This window comes from Pseudomonas salicis (assembly GCF_057128705.1).
The window spans coordinates 531899-552963 of the sequence record NZ_JBSKHU010000006.1; the positions used below are offsets into that span (position 1 = coordinate 531899).

Sequence of the window (21065 nt, forward strand, 5' to 3'; positions counted from 1 at the left end):
ACACTCGCCGCACTCCCATTCCTGCACGCTTGCACGGTACTGCTCAATGCGCTTTCGATTGATCGCTCCGCTGGTCGCCACGTTGTGGGCGGCTTCTTTTTGTGCGCTCGTTCAGGCCGAAGACACGCCCTCGGCCACGTTGCGCCCCAGTCAGTGGGCGCAGCCGATCGACAAGCATTACAACCTCTACCAAATGACCCCGACGCTGTATCGCAGTCGCCAGCCCGATGCGGCGGCTCAGCCGCTTCTAAAGCAGCTAGGCGTGGAAACCGTAGTGGATTTCATCAAGGAAAGTGACAGCAAGTGGCTCTCGGACCCGTCGGTGACCCAGGTGCAGATTCCACTGCAGACCGTTCATGTCGATGACGCAGACATCATCCAGAGCCTGCGCGCCATTCAAACTGCGCAAGAAAAGGGGCCAGTGCTGATGCACTGCAAACACGGGCTTGACCGGACGGGCCTGGTGGCCGCGATGTACCGCATTGTCGTGCAGGGTTGGACCAAGCAAGCCGCGCTGGACGAGATGGAACACGGGGGATTTGGGGATGAAGACAGCCTCAAGCATGGCATCGATTACATCAACAAGGTCGATGTGGATGCTTTGAAAACTGCGCTCAACAGCGGCGCATGCAGCACCAGCGCGTTTGCAAGCTGTGCGATCAAAGGCTGGTTTCAGAAGACAGATGTGGTGGGCGTTCAGACGATTCTCTGGCGATTGTAGCCCCGCCTATCAGCACGGCTTGCCGACGGCCGATTTGAAATCGCTACCGCCCGCAAGCCGGACTGCTTCGGCTTCAGAGAAGAAGACTACTGAGGATCTACCGGCTTCTTGAGCTTCGGATTCGGGAAGAACTGCACCCCTTGCACCTTCGGATCCGCCGGTTTCACCGCAGGTTTGTTGACCCGCGTGCCCAACTCTTTTGGAATTGACTGCCCTTGTGCGTTCAGCGTGTCGGAGTACCCGCAATTCACGCATTCGCGGTGCGGGACGTCGTCTTCGCTCCACATCATCAACTTGTCAGGTTCGCTGCACGCCGGGCAGACCGCCCCGGCGATGAAGCGTTTTTTTGTAATCACGTGCGGTGTATCGGTCATGCTGCCGCGTCCTCGCTCAAGCCGGAATGGCGCAAGAGTGCGTCAATCGAAGGCTCGCGTCCGCGGAAGTCGACGAACAGCACCATCGGCGCTTGCGATCCGCCACGGGCCAAAATCGCCTCGCGGAACGCACGGCCAGTTTCGGCATTGAGCACGCCGTCTTCTTCGAACTTCGAGAAGGCGTCCGCCGACAGCACTTCAGCCCACTTGTAGCTGTAGTAACCCGCTGCGTAACCGCCCGCGAAAATGTGCGCAAAACTGTTCGGGAAGCGGTTGTACGCCGGTGGACGCATCACCGAGACCTCGTCGCGCACGCCTTCGAGCACTTGCAGCGTGGTGCGACCATCGCCGTGGGTGGCGTGCAGTTCGAAGTCGAACAGCGAGAATTCCAGCTGACGGACCATCATCAGGCCGGACTGGAAGTTCTTCGCGGCGAGCATTTTTTCAAGCAGGTCCTGAGGCAGCGGCTCGCCGGTTTCGTAATGACCGGAGATCAGCGCCAGGCCTTCCGGCTCCCAGCACCAGTTTTCCATGAACTGACTCGGCAGCTCGACCGCATCCCACGCCACGCCGTTGATGCCCGACGCGCCAGCGTGTTCGACGCGGGTCAGCAGGTGATGCAGGCCATGGCCGAATTCGTGGAACAGGGTCGTCACTTCATCGTGGGTCAGCAGGGCGGGTTTGCCCGCATCGGCCGGGGTGAAGTTGCACACCAGATTAGCGACCGGGCTTTGCAGCGAGCCCGCCGAGGTGCGCCGACGGTCGCGGGCGCCGTCCATCCACGCGCCGCCACGCTTGTTGGCGCGGGCGTAGAGGTCGAAGAAGAAGCGGCCGACGTGCTGACCGTTTTCCTTGATTTCGAAGAGGCGAACGTCCGGGTGCCAGGTGTCGAAACCTTTCTGCTCGGCGATTTCGATGCCGTACAGTTTTTGTACGATGGCGAACAGGCCGCTCAGCACTTTGTCGATCGGGAAGTAAGCGCGCAGGGTTTCCTGGGAAACGCTGTAGCGCTGCTCGCGTAGCTTCTCGCCGTAGAAACCGCTGTCCCAGCTTTGCAGGTCCGGGCAGCCTTGCTCGGCGGCATAGGCCTTCAGCTGTTGCAGGTCCTGCGCGGCGAACGGCTTGCTGCGCTTGGCCAGATCACGCAGGAAGCTCAGCACCTGATCGCTGGACTCGGCCATCTTGGTGGCCAGGCTCAGTTCGGAGAAGCTGGCGAAGCCCAACAGTTTGGCCAGTTCCTGACGCAGGTCGAGGATCTGTTCCATCACCGGACCGTTATCGTTCTTACCGGCGTTCGGCCCTTGGTCCGACGCACGGGTGCAGTACGCGGCGTAGACTTCTTCACGCAGCGCGCGGTTCTGGGCGTAGGTCATCACCGCGTAGTAGCTCGGGAACTCCAGAGTAATCAGGTAACCGTCGAGGTCTTTGGCCTGAGCGGCAGCGGCCATTTGCGCCTTGGCCGAATCGGTCAGCCCGGCGAGAGCGGCTTCATCGGTGATGTGCTTGGTCCAGGCCTGAGTCGCGTCGAGCAGTTGGTTAGAGAACTGGCTGCCCAGCTCCGACAGCTTGCTCTGCACTTCGGCATAGCGCTTCTGCTGCTCGGGCGGAAGGTCGATGCCCGACAGGCGGAAATCACGCAGCGAGTGTTCCAGAATGGTTTTTTGCGCAACGTCGAAACCGGCAGCTTTCGGGCTGTTCGCCAAGGCTTCGAAGGCCTGGAACAGCTCACGGTTCTGGCCCATTTCGGTCGAGTACGCGCTCAACGCAGGCAGGCACGACTCGTAGGCTTCGCGCAGTTCGGCGCTGTTGCGCACGGCGTTGAGGTGGCTGACCGGGCTCCAGGCGGCGCCCAGACGATCATTCAGCTCGTCCATCGCCAGCACCAGGCCAGCCCATGTAGGCTGAGCACCTTGCTTGGCGAGGATGTCGGCAATCGCGGCGCGGTTGTCGGCGAGAATCTGGTCAATGGCAGGTTTTACGTGCTCGGCGCGAATCGCCGAGAAAGGTGGCAGGTCGTAGGGTTGCAAAAGAGGGTTGTTCGCGCTCACGGTTTGGCACCTTGGCTGGAAGAAACACCCGAGCATCTTAATTACAATCGGCGCTGACCGCAGCTACCTAACAGGGATAGCCTCGCTATCAATGCCAGAGAAGGAGCCTATCGTGGCCATTCGCACGTTCCAGAATCACACGCCAGCCCTTGGCGAACGGGCCTTTGTCGATCATTCGGCGGTTATCATAGGCGATGTCGAAATCGGCGCCGACAGTTCGGTCTGGCCGCTGACGGTGGTTCGAGGCGACATGCACCGCATCCGCATCGGCGCACGTACCAGCGTTCAGGACGGCAGCGTGCTGCACATCACCCACGCCGGGCCGTTCAACCCGGACGGGTTTCCGCTGCTGATCGGCGATGAAGTGACCATTGGCCACAAGGCGATGTTGCATGGTTGCACGGTGGGTAACCGCATTCTGATCGGCATGGGCACGACCATCATGGACGGTGCTGTCGTGGAGGATGAGGTGATCATCGGTGCGGGCAGTCTGGTGCCGCCAGGCAAGCGTCTGGAAAGCGGCTTTCTGTACGTGGGCCGTCCGGTGAAACAGGTTCGCCCGCTGACGGAAAAGGAAATCGCCTTCTTCCCTTACAGCGCGACCAATTATGTGAAGCTCAAGGATCAGCATTTGGCTGAGGGTTTCGACAAGCCTTGATTGACAACGTCAATGTCCCTGAACACTGATTAACCTGTGGGAGCGAATTCATTCGCGATACGTCGGTACAGCCAAAAAATATCTATCGGATGTAACGGCCTCTCGCGAATAACTTCGCTCCCACAGGGTTGTGTGGTCCCACAGGGTTCGTGCGCCACCAAGCGATTCACCTCACGCTTCTGAGAGACGACATGCATTACCAGAATATTCTGTTCGACCTGGACGGCACTCTGACCGATCCGCGCGAAGGCATTACCCGCTCGATTCAGTTCGCCTTGAGCAAACTGGGCATCGACGAACCCGACATCACACAGCTTGAACACTTCATCGGCCCGCCGCTGCTGCAGCAATTCATGCGCGCCTATGACTTTGATGAGGCGAAGGCCTGGGAGGCGGTGGGCTTCTACCGCGAGCGCTTCAAGGTCACCGGGCTGTACGAAAACCTTGTGTTCGATGGCGTGTTCGAACTGCTCGACCTGCTGTCGGATCAAGGCCGCACGCTGTTCATCGCGACGTCCAAGCCGTGGGTGTTCGCCCATGAGATCGCTCGCCATTTTGACTTCGCCCGGCACTTCAAGCTGATCTACGGCAGCGAGCTGGACGGCACCCGGACTGACAAGGTCGAGTTGATCCGGCATGTGCTGGACGAAGAAAAGCTCGATCCCAAGCAGACCTTGATGATCGGCGACCGCAAGCACGATTTGATCGGCGGCAAACGCAACGGGCTGGATGTGGCGGCGGTGGGGTATGGGTTTGGCAGTCGGGAAGAACTGGCGGCCGAAGCGCCGACGTATCATTTCGAATCGTTGAAGGCTCTGCACCAGGCGTTTCTCAAATCCCGATAACGCCGCGTCACGGATAACACCGCAGAAGCGCAATCTCGGCAGCCAGAGGAATCCGTAAACAACCAGAGGTTTGTTGTTTGCGCCCCCGCCGCTATCATCCCTCGCATCTTGCGAGGGGATTGACTGATGCTGAACGGCCTATGGCTTGGTTTTTTTGTGGTCGCGGCCATTTCCGCGCTGGCGCAATGGCTGGTGGGAGGGAACGCCGGGATCTTCGCCGCGATGGTCGAAAGCATCTTCGCGATGGCCAAGCTCTCGGTCGAGGTCATGGTTCTGCTGTTCGGCACCCTCACCCTCTGGCTCGGCTTTCTCAACATCGCTGAAAAGGCGGGAATCGTCGATTGGCTCGGTAAAGTTCTCGCGCCGCTGTTTCATCGTCTGATGCCCGAAGTCCCTCGCGGCCACCCGGCCTTGGGCCTGATCACCCTAAACTTTGCGGCCAATGCGCTCGGTCTGGACAACGCGGCAACGCCCATCGGGCTCAAGGCCATGCGCTCGTTGCAGGAACTGAACCCCAGTCAGACCGTCGCCAGCAATGCGCAGATCCTGTTTCTGGTGCTCAACGCCTCTTCCCTGACCCTGCTCCCCGTCACCATCTTCATGTACCGCGCCCAACAAGGCGCGCTCGATCCGACCATGGTTTTCCTGCCGATCCTGCTGGCCACCAGCGCTTCGACCCTCGTCGGCCTGCTCTCGGTGGCGTTCATGCAGCGACTGCGTCTGTGGGACCCGGTGGTGCTGGCTTATCTGATTCCCGGCGCGCTGCTGTTGGGCGGTTTCATGGCGATCCTCGCCGGTTTGTCGGCCACGGCGCTGTCGAGCCTGTCGTCGATCCTGGGCAACGTCACGCTGTTCGGCATCATCATGCTGTTTCTGGTGGTCGGCGCGCTGCGCAAGGTCAAGGTGTACGAAACGTTCGTCGAGGGCGCAAAAGAAGGCTTCGACGTGGCGAAAAACCTGCTGCCGTATCTGGTGGCGATGCTCTGTGCAGTGGGCGTGTTGCGTGCATCCGGAGCGTTGGACTTGATTCTGGAAGGCATCCGCCACGCCATCCAGTGGATGGGCCTGGACACCCGTTTCGTCGATGCCCTGCCCACCGCGCTGGTCAAGCCGTTCTCAGGCAGCGCGGCGCGGGCCATGCTCATCGAGACCATGCAAACCCAAGGCGTGGACAGCTTCCCGGCGCTGGTGGCCGCAACCATTCAGGGCAGCACGGAAACCACCTTCTACGTGCTGGCCGTGTACTTCGGCGCGGTCGGTATCCAGCGCGCCCGTCACGCCGTGGGTTGCGCCTTGCTGGCGGAACTGTCCGGTGTGATCGCGGCCATCGCGGTCTGCTATTGGTTCTTCGGCTCGGCAGCGTAACGCCGCTGGCCCTGCTCCACGGTCCATTGCAGCACTTGGGCGGTCAGCGCATCGCTGGCCTGCCCGAAGCCCGCTACCACGGCTGAGACGGGCTTGTCGGTCACCGGCTGATGCACCTCGAAGCGGCGGCTGGCGATGATGCGCTGATGATCATCGACAAGCCGCGCGTCCAGACGAATCACCACGTCGACGGCGGTGCCCCGGTATTCGCTCTGAAACGCCTGCAACTCCCCGCCCAGCTCGAAATCCGCCTGCAGGTTGCTGTCGTCAGTGCTGATCGATTGCACGCGGCCGTCGCGGTAGAACGCATCAGTCAGCCGGTTGCGCAGCAGCACAGGGGCCGGATCGCTCCAGCGCGCGCCTTTATAGCTGCTGATCACGTCGCCCTGGGGAATAACCGCGATGCGTGGACTGTCGAGCGTTTCGCTGGCTTTGGGTCTCGCCACGCGCAATGACCAATCGACAGGGGCCGTAACCTTGCTGGCGGTCGAGGCCGTGGGCAAGCGGTATACGTCTGATGGTTCCTGTTTGGGCAGGATCGAACAGGCCGTCATCGACAAGGCCGAGGACATCAGCGCACTCGCGAGCAACAGCCGGGTAAAGGAATGACGGGCAAGCCTCATGGCTCGAACTCCTTGTTCTTGTCGCTACCGAGCAGGTAGCCGCTGGGGTTGGCGTTCAGGCTGCGGGAAATCGTCTTGAGCGAGGCCAGCGTTTCACGCAGCTCGCGAATCGCCGGACCCAGTTCACCCAGCCCCTGAAGCCCGCCATCCACCGACCCTTTATTCGCCTTGATCAACTGGTTGATGGTATCGGTGCTCTGCTGCAACGACACCATCGCCGCCTGCCCGGTGGCGATGGCTTGCTTGCCATCGACCGTGAACAGAATGTTGGCGTTGCGCATGGCGGTGGAGGTTTGATCCAGCGTCGTGCTGGCCTGCTTGCTCAGCGCCAGCAATTGCTTGAGGGTCTGACGAATGTCGTCGCGCTGGTCAGCAATCACCGCCGTGGTCTGCTCCAGATGATCCATGGTCTTGGTCAGCGCCTGAACGTTCTTGGACGACAAGAGCTCGTTGGCGTTGTGCAGCAGCGTGTTGATTCCGGTGAGCAGGTCGTTGCTGTCATTGAGCAGACGCGAGATGGGCGACGGCGAGGCAATGATTTCCGGCAAGTTGCCGTCTTCGCCCTTGAGCGGCTCGCTTTGAGGCGTGCCGCCGCTCAACTGAATGATCGACGTGCCGGTGATCCCGGCGAGGGCCAGTTTGGCGAAGGTGTCGCGTTTGATCGGGGTTTCTCCGGCGACGCGAATCTGCGCCAGCACGCGGCGCGGGTCTTGCGGGTCCAGCCGCAGATTGACCACGTCACCCACCTTGATCCCGCTGTACTGCACGGGGCTGCCCCGAGACAGACCGGTGACGGCCTCGTTAAACACCACCTGATAATCCTTGAACGCCGTGTCTACGCTGGACTTGGCCAGCCACAGGCCGAACAGCAACGCAGCGGCGACCACGATCACCGTGAACAGGCCGATCAAAACGTGATGGGCGCGGGTTTCCATCATGAGACCTCGTGTGGGTGGGTGGCCGCTGCATAGGCCGAGCGGCCGCGCGGGCCGTGGAAGTATTCGTGAATCCAATCGTCTTTGTAGGCCGACACCTTGTCGATGTTGTCGGCCACCAGCACCCGTTTCTGGGCTAGCACGGCGACCCGGTCGGTGATGGTGTAGAGAGTGTCCAGATCGTGCGTGACCATGAACACGCTCAAGCCCAGCGCATCACGCAGGGTCAGGATCAGTTGATCGAAGGCGCCTGCGCCAATCGGATCGAGCCCGGCGGTAGGTTCATCGAGAAACAGAATGTCCGGGTCCAGCGCCAACGCCCGGGCCAGCGCGGCACGCTTGATCATCCCGCCGGACAGCGACGCCGGGTACTTATGCGCCGCAGACAACGGCAAGCCGGACAGGGCCATTTTAATTCCGGCGAGATGTTCGGCTTCTTCACGGCTCAGCCCCGCATGCTCGATCAGCGGCAGAGCAACGTTCTCAGTAATGGTCAACGAAGAAAACAACGCGCCTTTCTGAAACAGCACGCCGAAACGTCGCTCAACCTGCGAGCGCGCTTTGTCCGGGAGATTCAGCAAATCCTGACCCAATACTCGGACATTTCCCTCAGCCGGTCGCTGCAAGCCGACGATGCTGCGCAGCAATACCGATTTGCCACTGCCGGAGCCGCCCACCACGGCGAGGATTTCACCGCGATACAGGTCCAGATCGAGGTTTTCGTGCACCACCTGCGGGCCGAAGCGGTTGCACAGGCCGCGCACCTGAATCACGGCTTCGGTGGGTTGAACGCAACGTCGGGTCACCAGCCAATCTCCATGAAGAACATCGCCGCCAATGCGTCCAGCACGATGACGACGAAAATCGACTGCACCACGCTTGACGTCGTGTGAGCGCCCACCGACTCCGCGCTGCCCTCGACCTTGAAGCCTTCCAGGCATCCAATCGCCGCAATGAAGAACGCGAAGATCGGCGCTTTGACGATACCCACCAGAAAATGCTGCACGCCGATGTCTGCCTGCATCAGCGACAGAAACATCGCGGGCGAAATCCCCAGCGACAGCGCGCACACCACGCCACCGCCGACGATGCCGCAGATCATCGCCAGAAAGGTCAGTATTGGCAGCGAGATGAGCAAGGCAAGCACGCGGGGCAAGACCAGCATTTCCGTAGGACTCAGCCCCAGCGTCTGTAAGGCGTCCAGCTCTTCGTTGGCTTTCATCGAGCCGATCTGGGCCGTGAAGGCGCTGGCGGTGCGCCCTGCCAACAGAATCGCCGTCAGCAGTACTGCGAATTCCCGCAGGAACGAGAAGCCGATGAGATCGACGGTGAAGATCGTCGCGCCGAAGGCCTTGAGAACGGTAGCACCGAGGAACGCCACCACAGCACCGACCATGAACGTTAGCAGCGCGACAATGGGCGCCGCGTCCAGGCCGATTTGTTCGATGTGGGCGATCACCGAGGTGGTGCGCCAGCGTCGAGGGCGGAACATCGTCGCGACGAAGGTTTGCAGGATCAGCCCGATGAAGCCGAGCAGTTGCAGCGTGTCGCGCCAGAGCACCTCTACCGCCGAACCAACTCGTGCCAACAGTTGGGTGCCGACGGCGACTTCCGGGTCTTTCAGTGGCTGGCAATAATCGTGAAGGGCGCTCTGGATGGTCTGCATCAGGGCGCGGCTGGACTCTGGAAGATTGGGAGCCTGAACCGCCAGAAGCCGCAAGCGTTGCGCCCCCAACAACTCGACCAGCAGCGACGCCCCGGCTGTGTCGAGGGCGCCCAATCGGCTCATGTCCACGTGCGTCGCAGGGCTGAAACCGTCGCTCAAGGCATCGGTCTGCCGCTTCAGATCGTGGTAGTGGGCAAGCGTCCAGTCCCCGACTATCCACAGCTGCGTGGGTTGAGTCGAAGTATCCAGTGAGGCGCTGCCCGGTGCCTTGGGCGTGTGGGTAACCAGGTCGGTCGTTGGGGTCATGGGCACGAGCTTAGTTGGTTTTGGCCGGTGCGGGCGAGCTCGATGATGGCTTATCGTCATCTCCCTTGTCGTCATCCGAATCAGACGAACCCAACGTATCTGCATTGGGCTTCAAACCTGCTGGTTTGATCTTTTTGCGAGTCACCGCAGGCTGATCGGTGTCGGTCACCTGGAAGCGCAATACGCCGATCATCTGGCCATCCTCTGTCAGCACCCTCACCTGCCATTTGCCGAGCACGTCCGGCGGGAAATTCTGTTTATGTGTCCACGCCCGATAGCCTTCCTTACGTCCGCCGTGAATGTCTAGAGCGATTCGGTCCACTTCTTCGCCGTTGTGGCGCCAAACGTGATAAATCCGCTCGTCCAAACCGCGAGGCGCGTTGATCGAGGTGTAAGCGTAAAGACCGCTGCTGCGCAGTTGGTTGACGCCGATCTCCTGAATGCTTTCGCCGGGGGTGCGGTTCTGGTTGTCGAACTGAGTGCTCACGGCCACTTCGGTCATCCACAGCGTCGCCGGTGGCACCCACGATCGCAGCAACCAGCCCGCGCCGCCGATGGCCAGCGTCAGGATCACCAGGCCGACACCGCGCTTCCAGTTGGTGACGGGGAAGCTCGACGCGAGACTCGGAATGGACAGCAGCATGGCGGTCGCCAACGCCAGTTTGTAACTCTCGGCGGTGGTCAGGTGCAGGATGATCGGCAGCGCGGTGAGCATCGCCGCGAACAGCGTCAGGGTGTGCAGCGCCAGAAACAACCAGCGCCGGGGCGCCAGCCATTTGTAATACAGTGGATCGATGATCGAAATCAGCCCTGCCACGGCTAGCAACCCGGTGAACGCGAGCTGGCCGCTATTCCAGGTCGTGGTGATGGAAAAGAACGGCAGGACAAAAAACAGACTTTCCTGATGGATCATCTGCGTGGCGTAGCGCAACAGCGGCTGAGGGATTTCGCGTTTGAGGAGTTTGGCGATGAGCCTGACAGCGCTGTTTTCCACCATCAACCAAAGCCAACTGATCAGCAGGATGATCGCGATCCAGCTAGCGGGCCGTGCCTGGCGATCAACGAGGATGAAACTGCCAACCCCAGAACAAAACCCGAACAGCGCGATCAGGCCCGGATAGCGTTTGATGAACTCCAGCACACGCTGTACGAGGGAGTTCTGCATCAGAGCGTTGAGGTCCGGCATTTCGGTGATCACTTCGGCTGTAGGAAAAAAATCCTTGGCAGGATACCAATGCTGCAAGGCTGAAGCTTGCTCTTGGTTCTGCCGAAGGCGTAGGAGCGTGGCTTGTCCCGCGATCTGCCGGGAACCGGCAGCAAAACCGGCAAGCGCGGGATGTTTGAAACAACCGAGGTGCCTGATTTTACTGACGCTTCGCGCCAGATCGCGGGACAAGCCACGCTCCTACGGCCTCCGGCCAGAAGCGGCCTGCATCAAAGCGTTCGTCTTCTGTACACCCGCCAGCGCCACGCGATCAGCAGCGCGGCCAACACCGCCAACGCGACGCCGATTTCGTACAACTCGTCATAACTGACCAGCGGTTCCTCGAGGCGCAGATACCCAGGCTGTGCCAACAACTGTCGCATGGCCCTGTTCGCCAAATCCAGGCTCACGCCGCGCAGGCGTTTGGTCGGGTCGTCGAAGTGGCCGTCGTCGTAATCGTTGATCGCGCCCCAGTAATAGTCCGCCAACGCGCTGTTGCCTTGAGCGGCCCACGCCTCCTTGGCAATCGCCGCCTGCTGCAACCGGGCAAACGTCGCCGGGTCCATACCTTCCTTGCGCAGCCGCTCCAGCATCCCGCGCACAGCACTGACGGCCGCGTCGACGTCATCCCGATCCAGATCGGCATTCAGGCTCAGAAACCCCGTATCGCCGAAGGCTTCGCGGTCCGCCCATGGGCCATACGAATACCCCTGCTTCAGACGCAGTTCGCTGTAGAGCGCCCAGTCAAGGTAGGCCTTCACCAAGTCCAGGGTCTCATCATGCTGGTCGCCCAGGTCCGGCTCAGTAAACAGCAAGTGGAGCTTCGCGCCGTCGCCCAATGCCCCGCGAACCAATGTGCGCTCCGCGTCGGCTTTTTCGGTGATGGTCGCCAGCGGCGGATGCTCGGTCGGGTCCACGGCATTCAGCTGGCCGAAGGTGCGCTCCAGATAAGCGGGCAGCAGCTTGTCGAGGTCACCGACGATGATCAGCGTCATGTTGTTGGCCGCATACCAGTTGTCGTGGATGGACTCGATCTGATCCAGCGTGATGTGATCGACTTCTGGACGCTCAGCGCATTTGAGGCCCAGCTCCACCGCCAATTGACTGCTGGCGCTGTGGCCGAGGTCGCGCTTGTCCAGCCAGCGCTGCAAATGCGAGTAATGCCCGCCGTCTTCGCGCTCGACGATGCGTTTGACCGTGTCCAGATTGGCTTGGGTAATCTGCGTGTGCGTCAGCACACTGATCAGCAGGTCCAGCACCTTGCGCTGGTTTTGCCCGGGCGCCTCGATCACGAAGGTGGTGTCGGTGTTGCTGGTGAACGCGTTCCACTCGCCGCCCAGTGCCTGCATCTGCTGTTCGAGCCCGCCTTCGCCGGAATCGTCGACGCCGCTAAACAGCAAGTGCTCCAGCAAATGCGGCAATTCCTTGTCGGCGCAGGGGAAATCATCGAAGCCAATGCCCACGACCAAGCGAATCGACACATGCCCCTTCTCAGCAGGCTTGAGCACCAGTTGCAAACCGTTCGGCAACACATAGCCTTCCACTTGAAAGCGGTCTATCGCCATGGACGGAAGGGATATCAGAAACAGGACAGCGAACAGCAGGCAACGCATAAAAACGGGCTTCCTTGCGGGCCGGTATGAGTAACAGACTGCTGACCGGCCCCGGCGTTCACCGCGATTACTCTGGCTGGCTTTCGCTGGACAAGGCGCCAGTGTCTGAGGTTTCGAGGACGACATAGGCGCTGCTGCAGAACAGTGAATTGAGTCGTTTCATGTCGGCGATCAGCTCAAGGTGTAACGAACTGGTCTCGATACTCTGCACGATCTTACGTTGCAGTCTGCTGACATGGGCATGGGCCAGGCGTCGCTCCTGTGCCCGGAAACGACGTTTCTCGCGCAGCAACTGACGAGCACTTTCCGGGTCGCCGCTGAGGAACACCGACAGGCCCAGACGCAGGTTAGCCATCAATTGCTCGTGCAGCCCGGAGAGTTCTTCCAGTCCCACGTCGGAAAACGACCGGCGTTGTGACGTCTTCTGCTGCTGCACCTTGCGCAGCATACGCTCGATCAGGCCGCTGGCCAGTTCGAGGTTGATCGCCAGCTCGATGATTTCGGCCCAACGGCGGTTGTCCTGATCACTCAAGTCTTCGCGGGGCATTTGCGCCAGGTACAGTTTGATGGCGTTGTACAGCACCTCGACTTCATCGTTAAGTCGGCGGACTTCCTGGGTGACCGCTGTCTGGTTGCCGCGCAGCACTTCTTGCATCGCATTGAGCATGCTGTCGATCAGATCGCCCATGCGCAGGGTTTCTCGCACGGCGTTGGCCAGCGCCAGGCTCGGCGTTGCCAGCGCGGTCAGGTCCAGATGACGAGGCTTGTTTTGACCGTTGACCTCGGCCGCTTGAGGGAGGAGCGACGCGCACAGTCGCCCCATCGGGCCAACCGTGGGCAGCATGATCAGGCAACGCAGCGAGTTGTAAATCACGTGAAAACTGATGACCAGGCTCGACGGGCTGGCGTCCAGCGTTTCCATCCAGTGCACCAGTGGTGTCAGCACGGGGAAGATCAGCAGCAGGCCGATCAGCTTGTACAGCAGGCTGCCCAGCGCGACCTGACGCCCGGCGACGTTCTGCATGCTGGTGCTGAGGAAGGCCAGCAAACCGCTGCCGATGTTGGCGCCGATCACCAGACCAATCGCCACCGGCAAGCCGATGATTTCAGCGCCTGCGAGCGTGGCGGTCAGCAGGACAGCGGCGAGGCTGGAGTAGGAAATCAGCGCGAACATCGCGCCAACCAAGGCGTCGAGCAGCAAGTCGCCGGTCAGCGAGGCGAACAGCACTTTCACACCAGCCGCTTGGGTGATCGGCGCGGCGGCAGTGACGATCAGCTGCAATGCCAGAATGATCAGCCCCAGGCCGATTCCGACGCGGCCGAGCTGACCGACGCGGGTCTGTTTGCGCGACAGGAAGAGGATAACGCCGAGAAAGATCAGCAGCGGCGAGAGCCACGACAGGTCGAACGTCAGGATTCGCGACATCACCGCCGTGCCGACGTCGGCGCCGAGCATGATCGCCAAGGCAGGCGTCAGCCCCATCAGGCTTTGGCCGACGAAGGACGTCACCAGCATGGCGGTGGCGTTACTGCTTTGCACCAAGGCGGTGACGAGAATCCCGGCGACGAAGGCCAGTGGGCGTTTGGACATGTTCTGGCTCAGCACGCGGCGCAGCTGCGTGCCATAGACGCGCAGAATGCCAGTCCGAACGATGTGCGTGCCCCAGATCAACAGCGCGACGGCGGAAAGCAAATCGAGCAGGGTCAGCATACGGAAAGCCCCCTGTTGGTTGCCCGGCGGGCCAGACTGGCCGGCACTCATGGGCAAAAGATTGAAAGTGCAGCGTGTAGCGAGCGAAAGCGCGTGCCCATCTGACGTGGTCAGCACACTCAACTAAAGCTTTTAGTCGGCTTGGAGCCTTAATGCCAGCATGGCACAGACGATTATTTCTTGAAACAAATCTGTCACAAATAAGCCGTTTGGCAAGTCGTCGCCGAAACAAACTGTAGGAGCGACTTCATTCGCGATGGGTTATGACATCCGACACATTTGTATCGGCTGTACGTCCGCATCGCGAATGAGTTCGCTCCCACAGGGATGTTATTGACCCGGAACGTCCTTGCGAAGTTTCACCGGCTCTTTCATCGCCTTCTTCTTGGCCATCGAGGTGCGCATCTTGATGTTGATCGCTTCCACCGCCAGCGAGAACGCCATGGCGAAGTACACATAGCCTTTAGGCACGTGCACGTCGAACGACTCGGCGATCAGCACCGTACCCACCACGATCAGGAACGACAGCGCCAGCATCTTCAGTGAAGGGTGCTTCTCGATGAAGTCGCTGATGACCCCTGCGCACAGCATCATGATCAGCACGGCGACGATGATCGCAGCGACCATGACCGGCACATGAGACACCATGCCGACCGCCGTGATCACCGAGTCCAGCGAGAACACGATGTCGATGATGGCGATCTGGATGATGGTGTACAGGAACATGCCGCCCTTGCCTTTCGGCTCGTCGATCTCCTCCTCTTCGCCTTCCATGCCGTGGTAGATCTCTTGCGAGCTTTTCCACAGCAGGAACAGGCCACCGAAGAACAGGATCAGATCGCGGCCCGAGATGCCTTGGCCGAGCACCACGAACAGGTCGTCCGTCAGGCGCATGACCCAGGTGATCGACAGCAACAGCAGGATGCGCGTAACCATCGCCAGCGCGAGGCCGAAAATCCGGGTGCGCGGTTGCATCGCCTTGGGCATGCGGCTGACCAGAATCGAGATCATGATGATGTTGTCGATCCCCAGAACGATCTCCAGGGCAGTCAGGGTGAAGAAAGCAACCCAGATCTCAGGGTTGGTCAGCCATTCCATTAGGTTTTCCTTTGAGCTTGTCAGATCCCCGATGTCACTCGCGCGGCAGCGGGGGAGTAATGTGCCTTATAGACTGCTGAAGACCGGGAATATCCCCATCAGCAGCGCTGCGACCATTATGCATACGCACACCAGCACGGCCCACTTGAGGGTAAAGCGCTGGTGATCGCCAAATTCGATACCCGCCAGGGCCACCAAGAGATAAGTCGATGGCACGAGCGGGCTCAACAGGTGGACGGGTTGGCCGACGATCGAGGCACGTGCCATTTCCACCGGGGTGATGCCGTAATGCGACGCGGCCTCGGACAGCACCGGCAAGACGCCATAGTAAAACGCATCGTTGGACATGAAAAAGGTGAACGGCATGCTGACGATGGCGGTAATGACGGCCAGATACGGCCCCATCGCGTCCGGAATCACCGCCAGCAAACTTTTGGACATCGCATCGACCATACCGGTGCCGGTCAGGATACCGGTGAAAATCCCCGCCGCGAAAATCAACCCGACCACTGCCAGCACGCTACCCGCATGGGCGGCGACACGATCCTTCTGCGCTTGCAGGCAGGGATAGTTGACGATCATCGCAATACTGAACGCGATCATGAACAGCACCGGCAGTGGCAACAGGCCCATGATCAGCGCGACCATCAGCGCCAGGGTCAACGCACCGTTGAACCAGATCAGTTTGGGACGGCGAGCGTCGGGAAATTGCGAGACACTGATTTCGCTGTGATCGACTTCATCGCCTGGGAGATGCAGTTCGCCCAGACGTGCGCGCTCGCGTTTGCCGTAGAAATAGGCGATCGCCAGAATCGTGATCACACCGGCAAGCATGGCCGGAATCATCGGCACGAAAATATCGGAGGGGTCGACATGCAGAGCGCTGGCGGCGCGAGCGGTCGGACCACCCCACGGCGTCATGTTCATCACGCCACCCGCCAGGATGATCAGGCCCGCCATGATGCGCGGGCTCATGCCCAGGCGGCTGTACAGCGGGAGCATCGCTGCGACACAGATCATGTAGGTGGTTGCACCGTCGCCGTCCAGCGAGACGACCAACGCCAACACGGCGGTGCCGACCGACACTTTGACCGGGTCACCTTTGACGAGCTTGAGGATCTTGCGCACGGCCGGGTCGAACAGGCCTGAGTCGATCATCAGTGCGAAGTAGAGAATGGCGAACATCAGCATCACGCCGGTCGGCGCGAGTTTGGTGATGCCGGCGAGCATCATCGGACCGATACCCGCGGCAAAACCGCCGAACAGCGCAAATACGATAGGTACGATGATCAGGGCAATGAGCGCGGACAGGCGTTTGCTCATGATCAGGTACATGAAGGCAACGACCATGGCGAAGCCGAGGAAGGTCAACATAGAAATACTCCAGGCAGGACGCGACGTGGAAACGGACGTGATGAAGCGATCAGTTCAAGACGTGCTGCGCGTGGCGTTGGAGAGCGTGCGAGGGGTACTGCGGAGCGAAAGCGAGCATCAGAATCACCGAATTGTTGTTGTAGATGGGCCGGGCCGCTTTTAAAGGTGCGGCCCTGGCTTGGCCGGTCTGTCGCCGGCGGTGGGGGGATGCTAAAGGGCTTAGCTTTCAGCCAGCTTTCGACGCCTTTCCGCTGATCGCTGTAGGAAAAGATGAAGTAAAACGCCCCTGCGAGAGTCAGACGTTAAACACGAACGGGAGATGCGACATGAGTGAAAGGCACACAGGCGGATGCCATTGCGGGAACCTGCGCTATCAACTCGACGCGCCTTTGCGGGACATCGCTCATTGTCATTGCTCGATCTGTCGGCGGACGTCGGGCGGGATCGTGGTGACCTGGATCACCGTGCCGATGGAGGTGTACACGTGGACGGCAGGCAGTCCGGCGGCGTACGACTCAAGCCCGACGTGCGTACGTTATTTCTGCAGTAACTGTGGGGCACAGGTCGCGCTGTTCACCCGAAACAGCCCCGGGACCATGGACGTCACCATCGCCACTCTCGACCAACCCGAACTGGCCGCTGCCGAACGGCATATCTGGACCGACAGCCGCCTACCTTGGCTGCATCTGGATGAGCATTTGCCGGGGGAACGGGGCGAGTCTGTATAAGCTCGCCGACCTTTGTGGCGGTCAGGCTCGCCGTCGACAGCGATTTTGAGAAACCCGCCGCGGCCAAGCCCGCTGTTACAACGTGACCATCACGGCAATTCCAACCCACCCGCCGCTTTGTGCAGCGCGCGCAGGTGCTCGCCGACCTGCTTGAGGTTTTCCTCGGTCGCTGCAATCTCGGCCGCGCGGTCTGGCTCCAGCAGTGCCCTCACCTCTTTGTCCAGATCACCCGTCAGCCGTTGCAACTGCTGCTGACGCTGGGTGCTTTCCGCTTCCAGACGTCCCCACTCGCCTTCTTGCGGCAGGCCATAACCGCCGCTGCCGAGCAATTCAGCCGGGCGACTGAGGAAGCCGCTGTTCGCGAGAATGTCCTGCAACGTGCCAGTCGCCTTGGAAACGCCTTTGTCCTTCTGTTCCACCGCGCTGAGGTAACGCTGCTTCACCTCATCCTGCGCGAGCAGCAACTGCCTACGCATGCTCGCCTGTTCCAGCAGCAACATCGCTGCACTGGTGCGTAAATCCGCCTTGGCGAAATACGGTTGGCGTTCTTTCGCGGGCAAGCCTAGCCAATCCTCCACCGTTGTTTCCTTCACGTCAGTGGTCTTGCGCAACACGTCGAACATCGCTTGATAGCGGTCGCGATAGGAGTCGAATCGGTAGCCCATCCGCAAGGCCTTCTTCGGATCGTCCAGCACGCTGGTGTCCGCCAGTCCCCTGCCCTTCAGCACCTCCAGCAAGCCGTTAGGCAAAATGCTGTCCAACCCGACGAGCCTTGGATCGTCAGTACCGCTGCGCAGCAACTTGAGGTTTTCAACCGCACAGTTGTTGGAGATGAACCAATAGTTGCCGTCGTAGGCCCAGTGCATTTCGGCAGCGTGCTGCACCAATCCGTTGATTTGCTCGCGGGAGAGTTTCAGCGGCACCGACGCCAGGCTGCGCAGTTCGGTCTTGGTGTACTCATCGATGACCTGCCCTAGCGGCAGCACGAACAGACGCGACGGATAGGCCCCGGTCAGGCCGCTCCAACTGGACAGCTGCAGGTCATTAACGAAGGCGCGGTACGACAGCACCAGATGTTGATCCAGATCGAGTCGGCAATCCGGCCCACGCGGGCGACCCGGTTTGCAGATGACCAGCCGCAGCATGCTGTGGCCCCAACGACTCACCAGATTCTGGTTGGCTTCGGCGAGCAGGTAGTCGACCTCGTACACGCGTTCGGGGTCGAGTTTACCGAGGGGTTCACGGGCGAAGTCGTTGCCTGCGTTGAGGTAAGGATAAGACGTCGGGCATTCGTCTTTGGCCGCTGGCGCCCAGTTGAACAGCTTCTTGTAGTAGTCATACAGCGAAGGCCGACGGCAGGCATACGCGGGGTCGAGGAGGAAGTACTCCATGTTCACTGCAACGAATTCAAGCGGGCTGCTGATTTCGTAAATGTCCGGGCTGCGTGCGACCTGGCCGTTGCGCTCTTCGCGCTCCCCTCGCCGACCCACATATTGCGGCCAGCCTGCGAGGTCCAGCAGACGCGGGTCGTCGCTGAAGGTGAAATGCCGATCCGTCTGGCCGCGACAACTGTCGCGCAGGCCGATTTTGCCCATGCTGTTGCCTTGGCGGGTGCAGGCGATGATCAGCTTGCGCTCTTCCGGTGACCACAATTGGGCATGGTCATAAATGTGGGTGAGCTCGTGTAGCACAGTCGCCAGCATTTCTTCGCGCACGGTGCCGTGTGGGCGATTGGTCCGGGTGGTGGCAGCAGTGCCGTCAGCCAGCCCCGCCAGCAGGTGTTGATTCAGATCGAGTCTGTAAGGCCCGTCAGCGCGGCCATAGGCATTGGACGGCATGTCATCCGTCCAGTGGACTTGGACCTTGCGGTCCAGCTTGCTGATGAACATTGGCGGCAGGTGCGCCATGGCTTCGTCGAGCAGCGTCTGGCTGGCCTTCTGTTGCGCGGCATCAAGCCCGTCGGTGTGCAGCGACAGGCTCAGATCGGCGAAGGCGCTTGGGCAGATCAGCGAAAGCGCCGACGCCAGCAGCCAGGCGGCCAGACGCCTCACAGTGCGAGGATGGCCTCGGCGAGGTCCTGATCGGAGGCATTGCGGGCTTCAGGCAGACGCTCGCGCAACGTAACAAACGCAGCGTCCAGACGAGCGCCATGGATGTTGCCGTTGCTGGCGACGTAGCTGGCGGCGTCGTCTTGAGCTTCGACGATCAGTTTCCAGTTGCGAACGGAGGATGTGGTGTCGGAAGTGAAATCGACACTGCGGCCCAAGGCGCGGACAACAATGTTACTGGTGGCCTTGAGGGTTTGAGCCTGTGCCATATCGGTCAGCAGCAGCAAACCAAGGGCAGCGGCGATCAGCGGGGTACGCATGGAACGTCTCCAAAAATTCGGGGATGCAAAAAGTGACTATTGGACGAGGATTGCTTGCGCCAGTTCAAGGTCGCTTGCATGAAGTTTTGGAGAGGTTTGACGTAGGTATATCAATGCCGACTCCAGTTGTGCTCCTCGCAGTTGGCCATCAGTGGCAATGAACGCTGCTGCATCATCCTGGGCGGCAAGTATCAGTTTGTTCTCGAAAGGCCCGGTCGTCACCTGGCTGGTGGCGTACCCGCTTTTGATCAAGCTTTGTGTGGTTGTGTCGAACGCATGAGCCTGGGTGCTACCCATCAGGCTGACAGTCGCTGCAAACAACAGGCGAGACAATGAACGCATGAGTCTTCGGTATTCGGAAAACGAGTCGCAAGGCTAGCGCAAATGCCCCGGCCAGAGCCAGTGAAGGTGTCGGGGCTAGCGGTATGAAAGCTGTCGCGGGGCTGAATCAGATCGCCAGAATGGCTTGAGCCAGTTGTGCGTCGGTGGCGTTCAGGCCGGGGCTGACTTCGCGAATGTGCTGAAACGCGCCTTCCAGATGCACGCCACGAATATCGCCATTGCTTGCCACGAAGCTGGCGGCATCGTCACGTGCGGCCAAAACGATTTTGTCGTCATGGAAAGACGACGAAATTTTCGACGTGGCGTTGGACGAAGCGTCCAGTGCACGCACGAGGGTATCGGTAGTGACCACGAAGCTGGACGCCTGAGCGCCAGTGGCCGCAATCAAAAGGGCTGCAGCGCTCAGCAGGCGAAGACGAGACATATGTGAACTCCAAGGAAGGGTGAATCTAAAACCACATCGGTGAATGAGCGGAACGGTCTGACAGCGATGGGTACAAAAAGTGGTGCAAGACTAGCGTATGCGGGATCGTGAGGACCAGAACGGCTCTTTGCCAGCTCGCAAAGAGTGGTTCTCCCGCACCGCTGGAAGCCGCACAGATGCGGCACTGTACCTGTAAGAATCGGTATTTTTCAAAACTGTACCTATTCGCGGTTTTTCGTGTTCAGCAGCAAGGTTTCTCTACGGCGGTATCATCCGAAGGACTGTTACTGGCAGGTCGAATTGCCATACCGCCCTTTCCCGGATATCAAGACCCAGAAACGACGAAACCCGTCAGCAGTCACCTGCGACGGGTTTCGTTTGAACAATTCGGGTTGCTGGTGAGAGGCTCGTAGCCTGGGACCAGCAGACGCTAACTTAGCGCCAGAACGGCTTGCTCAGCTCTTCGTAACGCTGGGATTCGCTGATACCGGCGTCAGCCAGCAGACGAGCATCCAGACGTGCCAGCTGGTGGCGGCTGGACAGACGGCGCTGCCAGAGCATCAGGTTGGCGAACATGCGCAGCGGCAGGGAGCCTTGAGCGGATTTTGCGGTTTCTTCGTAGAACAGTTCGGAACTTACGGTGCGTTCCATGGTGCTTCTTC

General features: G+C 60.3%; 21 protein-coding genes. 5 read left to right on the top strand and 16 right to left on the bottom strand.

Annotated features, from left to right (window positions below):
- The first annotated feature begins 46 nt into the window (after positions 1-46).
- Positions 47-721: a dual specificity protein phosphatase family protein gene (locus tag ACWKWE_RS23845; RefSeq protein WP_483851885.1), complete on the top strand. Its 675-nt coding sequence runs from the start codon at positions 47-49 to the stop codon at positions 719-721.
- Positions 722-807: 86 nt separating this feature from the next.
- On the opposite strand, the gene ACWKWE_RS23850 is transcribed toward ACWKWE_RS23845, so the two are convergent.
- Entirely contained in the window at positions 808-1095 is a 288-nt protein-coding gene (locus ACWKWE_RS23850) for a YheV family putative zinc ribbon protein (RefSeq protein WP_166593850.1), read from the bottom strand.
- Positions 1092-3143, bottom strand: coding sequence for an oligopeptidase A (gene prlC / locus ACWKWE_RS23855; RefSeq protein WP_483851886.1), 2052 nt, complete (start codon positions 3141-3143; stop codon positions 1092-1094). Before prlC ends, ACWKWE_RS23850 begins: the two co-directional genes overlap by 4 nt.
- 112 nt (positions 3144-3255) lie before the next feature.
- Between prlC and ACWKWE_RS23860 the strand changes: the two genes are divergently transcribed.
- The 3 genes from ACWKWE_RS23860 (at position 3256) to ACWKWE_RS23870 (ending at position 6011) form a co-directional block, all read left to right on the top strand.
- Positions 3256-3801, top strand: a complete 546-nt coding sequence (locus ACWKWE_RS23860) for a gamma carbonic anhydrase family protein (RefSeq protein ID WP_483851887.1) — start codon at positions 3256-3258, stop codon at positions 3799-3801.
- A 191-nt stretch (positions 3802-3992) separates the two neighbouring features.
- Positions 3993-4646, top strand: coding sequence for an HAD family hydrolase (locus ACWKWE_RS23865; RefSeq protein ID WP_166593847.1), 654 nt, complete (start codon positions 3993-3995; stop codon positions 4644-4646).
- A gap of 126 nt (positions 4647-4772) precedes the next feature.
- Positions 4773-6011: a nucleoside recognition domain-containing protein gene (locus ACWKWE_RS23870; RefSeq protein WP_483851888.1), complete on the top strand. Its 1239-nt coding sequence runs from the start codon at positions 4773-4775 to the stop codon at positions 6009-6011.
- On the opposite strand, the gene ACWKWE_RS23875 is transcribed toward ACWKWE_RS23870, so the two are convergent.
- The 9 genes from ACWKWE_RS23875 to ACWKWE_RS23915 form a co-directional block, all read right to left on the bottom strand.
- On the bottom strand, positions 5984-6634 hold the full coding sequence (locus ACWKWE_RS23875) for an ABC-type transport auxiliary lipoprotein family protein (RefSeq protein ID WP_166593845.1): 651 nt from the start codon (positions 6632-6634) through the stop codon (positions 5984-5986). The genes ACWKWE_RS23870 and ACWKWE_RS23875 overlap by 28 nt on opposite strands.
- The gene (locus ACWKWE_RS23880) at positions 6631-7569 is read right to left on the bottom strand and encodes an MlaD family protein (RefSeq protein WP_483851909.1); all 939 of its coding nucleotides are present in this window, start codon (positions 7567-7569) and stop codon (positions 6631-6633) included. The genes ACWKWE_RS23875 and ACWKWE_RS23880 overlap by 4 nt, the downstream gene beginning before the upstream one ends.
- Complete coding sequence (locus ACWKWE_RS23885) at positions 7569-8375, bottom strand: ATP-binding cassette domain-containing protein (protein ID WP_166593844.1); 807 nt, start codon at positions 8373-8375, stop codon at positions 7569-7571. The genes ACWKWE_RS23880 and ACWKWE_RS23885 overlap by 1 nt, the downstream gene beginning before the upstream one ends.
- Positions 8372-9541, bottom strand: a complete 1170-nt coding sequence (locus tag ACWKWE_RS23890; protein WP_483851889.1) for an ABC transporter permease — start codon at positions 9539-9541, stop codon at positions 8372-8374. The genes ACWKWE_RS23885 and ACWKWE_RS23890 overlap by 4 nt, the downstream gene beginning before the upstream one ends.
- 10 nt (positions 9542-9551) lie before the next feature.
- Complete coding sequence (locus tag ACWKWE_RS23895; protein ID WP_166594266.1) at positions 9552-10727, bottom strand: DUF5924 family protein; 1176 nt, start codon at positions 10725-10727, stop codon at positions 9552-9554.
- A 248-nt stretch (positions 10728-10975) separates the two neighbouring features.
- Positions 10976-12358: a M16 family metallopeptidase gene (locus tag ACWKWE_RS23900; RefSeq protein ID WP_483851890.1), complete on the bottom strand. Its 1383-nt coding sequence runs from the start codon at positions 12356-12358 to the stop codon at positions 10976-10978.
- Positions 12359-12425: 67 nt separating this feature from the next.
- A complete protein-coding gene (locus ACWKWE_RS23905; protein ID WP_166593841.1) occupies positions 12426-14069 on the bottom strand; it encodes a Na/Pi cotransporter family protein in 1644 nt (547 codons plus the stop codon).
- A 330-nt stretch (positions 14070-14399) separates the two neighbouring features.
- Positions 14400-15167: a TerC family protein gene (locus tag ACWKWE_RS23910; RefSeq protein WP_166593840.1), complete on the bottom strand. Its 768-nt coding sequence runs from the start codon at positions 15165-15167 to the stop codon at positions 14400-14402.
- A 66-nt stretch (positions 15168-15233) separates the two neighbouring features.
- Complete coding sequence (locus tag ACWKWE_RS23915) at positions 15234-16541, bottom strand: CitMHS family transporter (RefSeq protein ID WP_483851891.1); 1308 nt, start codon at positions 16539-16541, stop codon at positions 15234-15236.
- 326 nt (positions 16542-16867) lie between these two features.
- Here ACWKWE_RS23915 and ACWKWE_RS23920 point away from each other — a divergent pair, with 326 nt between their 5' ends.
- Positions 16868-17269, top strand: coding sequence for a GFA family protein (locus ACWKWE_RS23920; RefSeq protein ID WP_483851892.1), 402 nt, complete (start codon positions 16868-16870; stop codon positions 17267-17269).
- 89 nt (positions 17270-17358) lie between these two features.
- On the opposite strand, the gene ACWKWE_RS23925 is transcribed toward ACWKWE_RS23920, so the two are convergent.
- The 5 genes from ACWKWE_RS23925 to ACWKWE_RS23945 all read right to left on the bottom strand — a co-directional run bounded on the left by ACWKWE_RS23925 (position 17359) and on the right by ACWKWE_RS23945 (position 21054).
- Positions 17359-19320, bottom strand: coding sequence for a DUF7844 domain-containing protein (locus ACWKWE_RS23925; RefSeq protein ID WP_483851893.1), 1962 nt, complete (start codon positions 19318-19320; stop codon positions 17359-17361).
- On the bottom strand, positions 19317-19637 hold the full coding sequence (locus ACWKWE_RS23930; RefSeq protein ID WP_166593836.1) for a DUF2388 domain-containing protein: 321 nt from the start codon (positions 19635-19637) through the stop codon (positions 19317-19319). Before ACWKWE_RS23930 ends, ACWKWE_RS23925 begins: the two co-directional genes overlap by 4 nt.
- 36 nt (positions 19638-19673) lie before the next feature.
- A complete protein-coding gene (locus ACWKWE_RS23935; RefSeq protein WP_166593835.1) occupies positions 19674-19979 on the bottom strand; it encodes a DUF2388 domain-containing protein in 306 nt (101 codons plus the stop codon).
- A gap of 106 nt (positions 19980-20085) precedes the next feature.
- Positions 20086-20403, bottom strand: coding sequence for a DUF2388 domain-containing protein (locus ACWKWE_RS23940; RefSeq protein ID WP_166593834.1), 318 nt, complete (start codon positions 20401-20403; stop codon positions 20086-20088).
- Between the two features lie 435 nt (positions 20404-20838).
- Positions 20839-21054: a DUF1127 domain-containing protein gene (locus ACWKWE_RS23945; RefSeq protein ID WP_166593833.1), complete on the bottom strand. Its 216-nt coding sequence runs from the start codon at positions 21052-21054 to the stop codon at positions 20839-20841.
- Positions 21055-21065 lie beyond the last annotated feature (11 nt).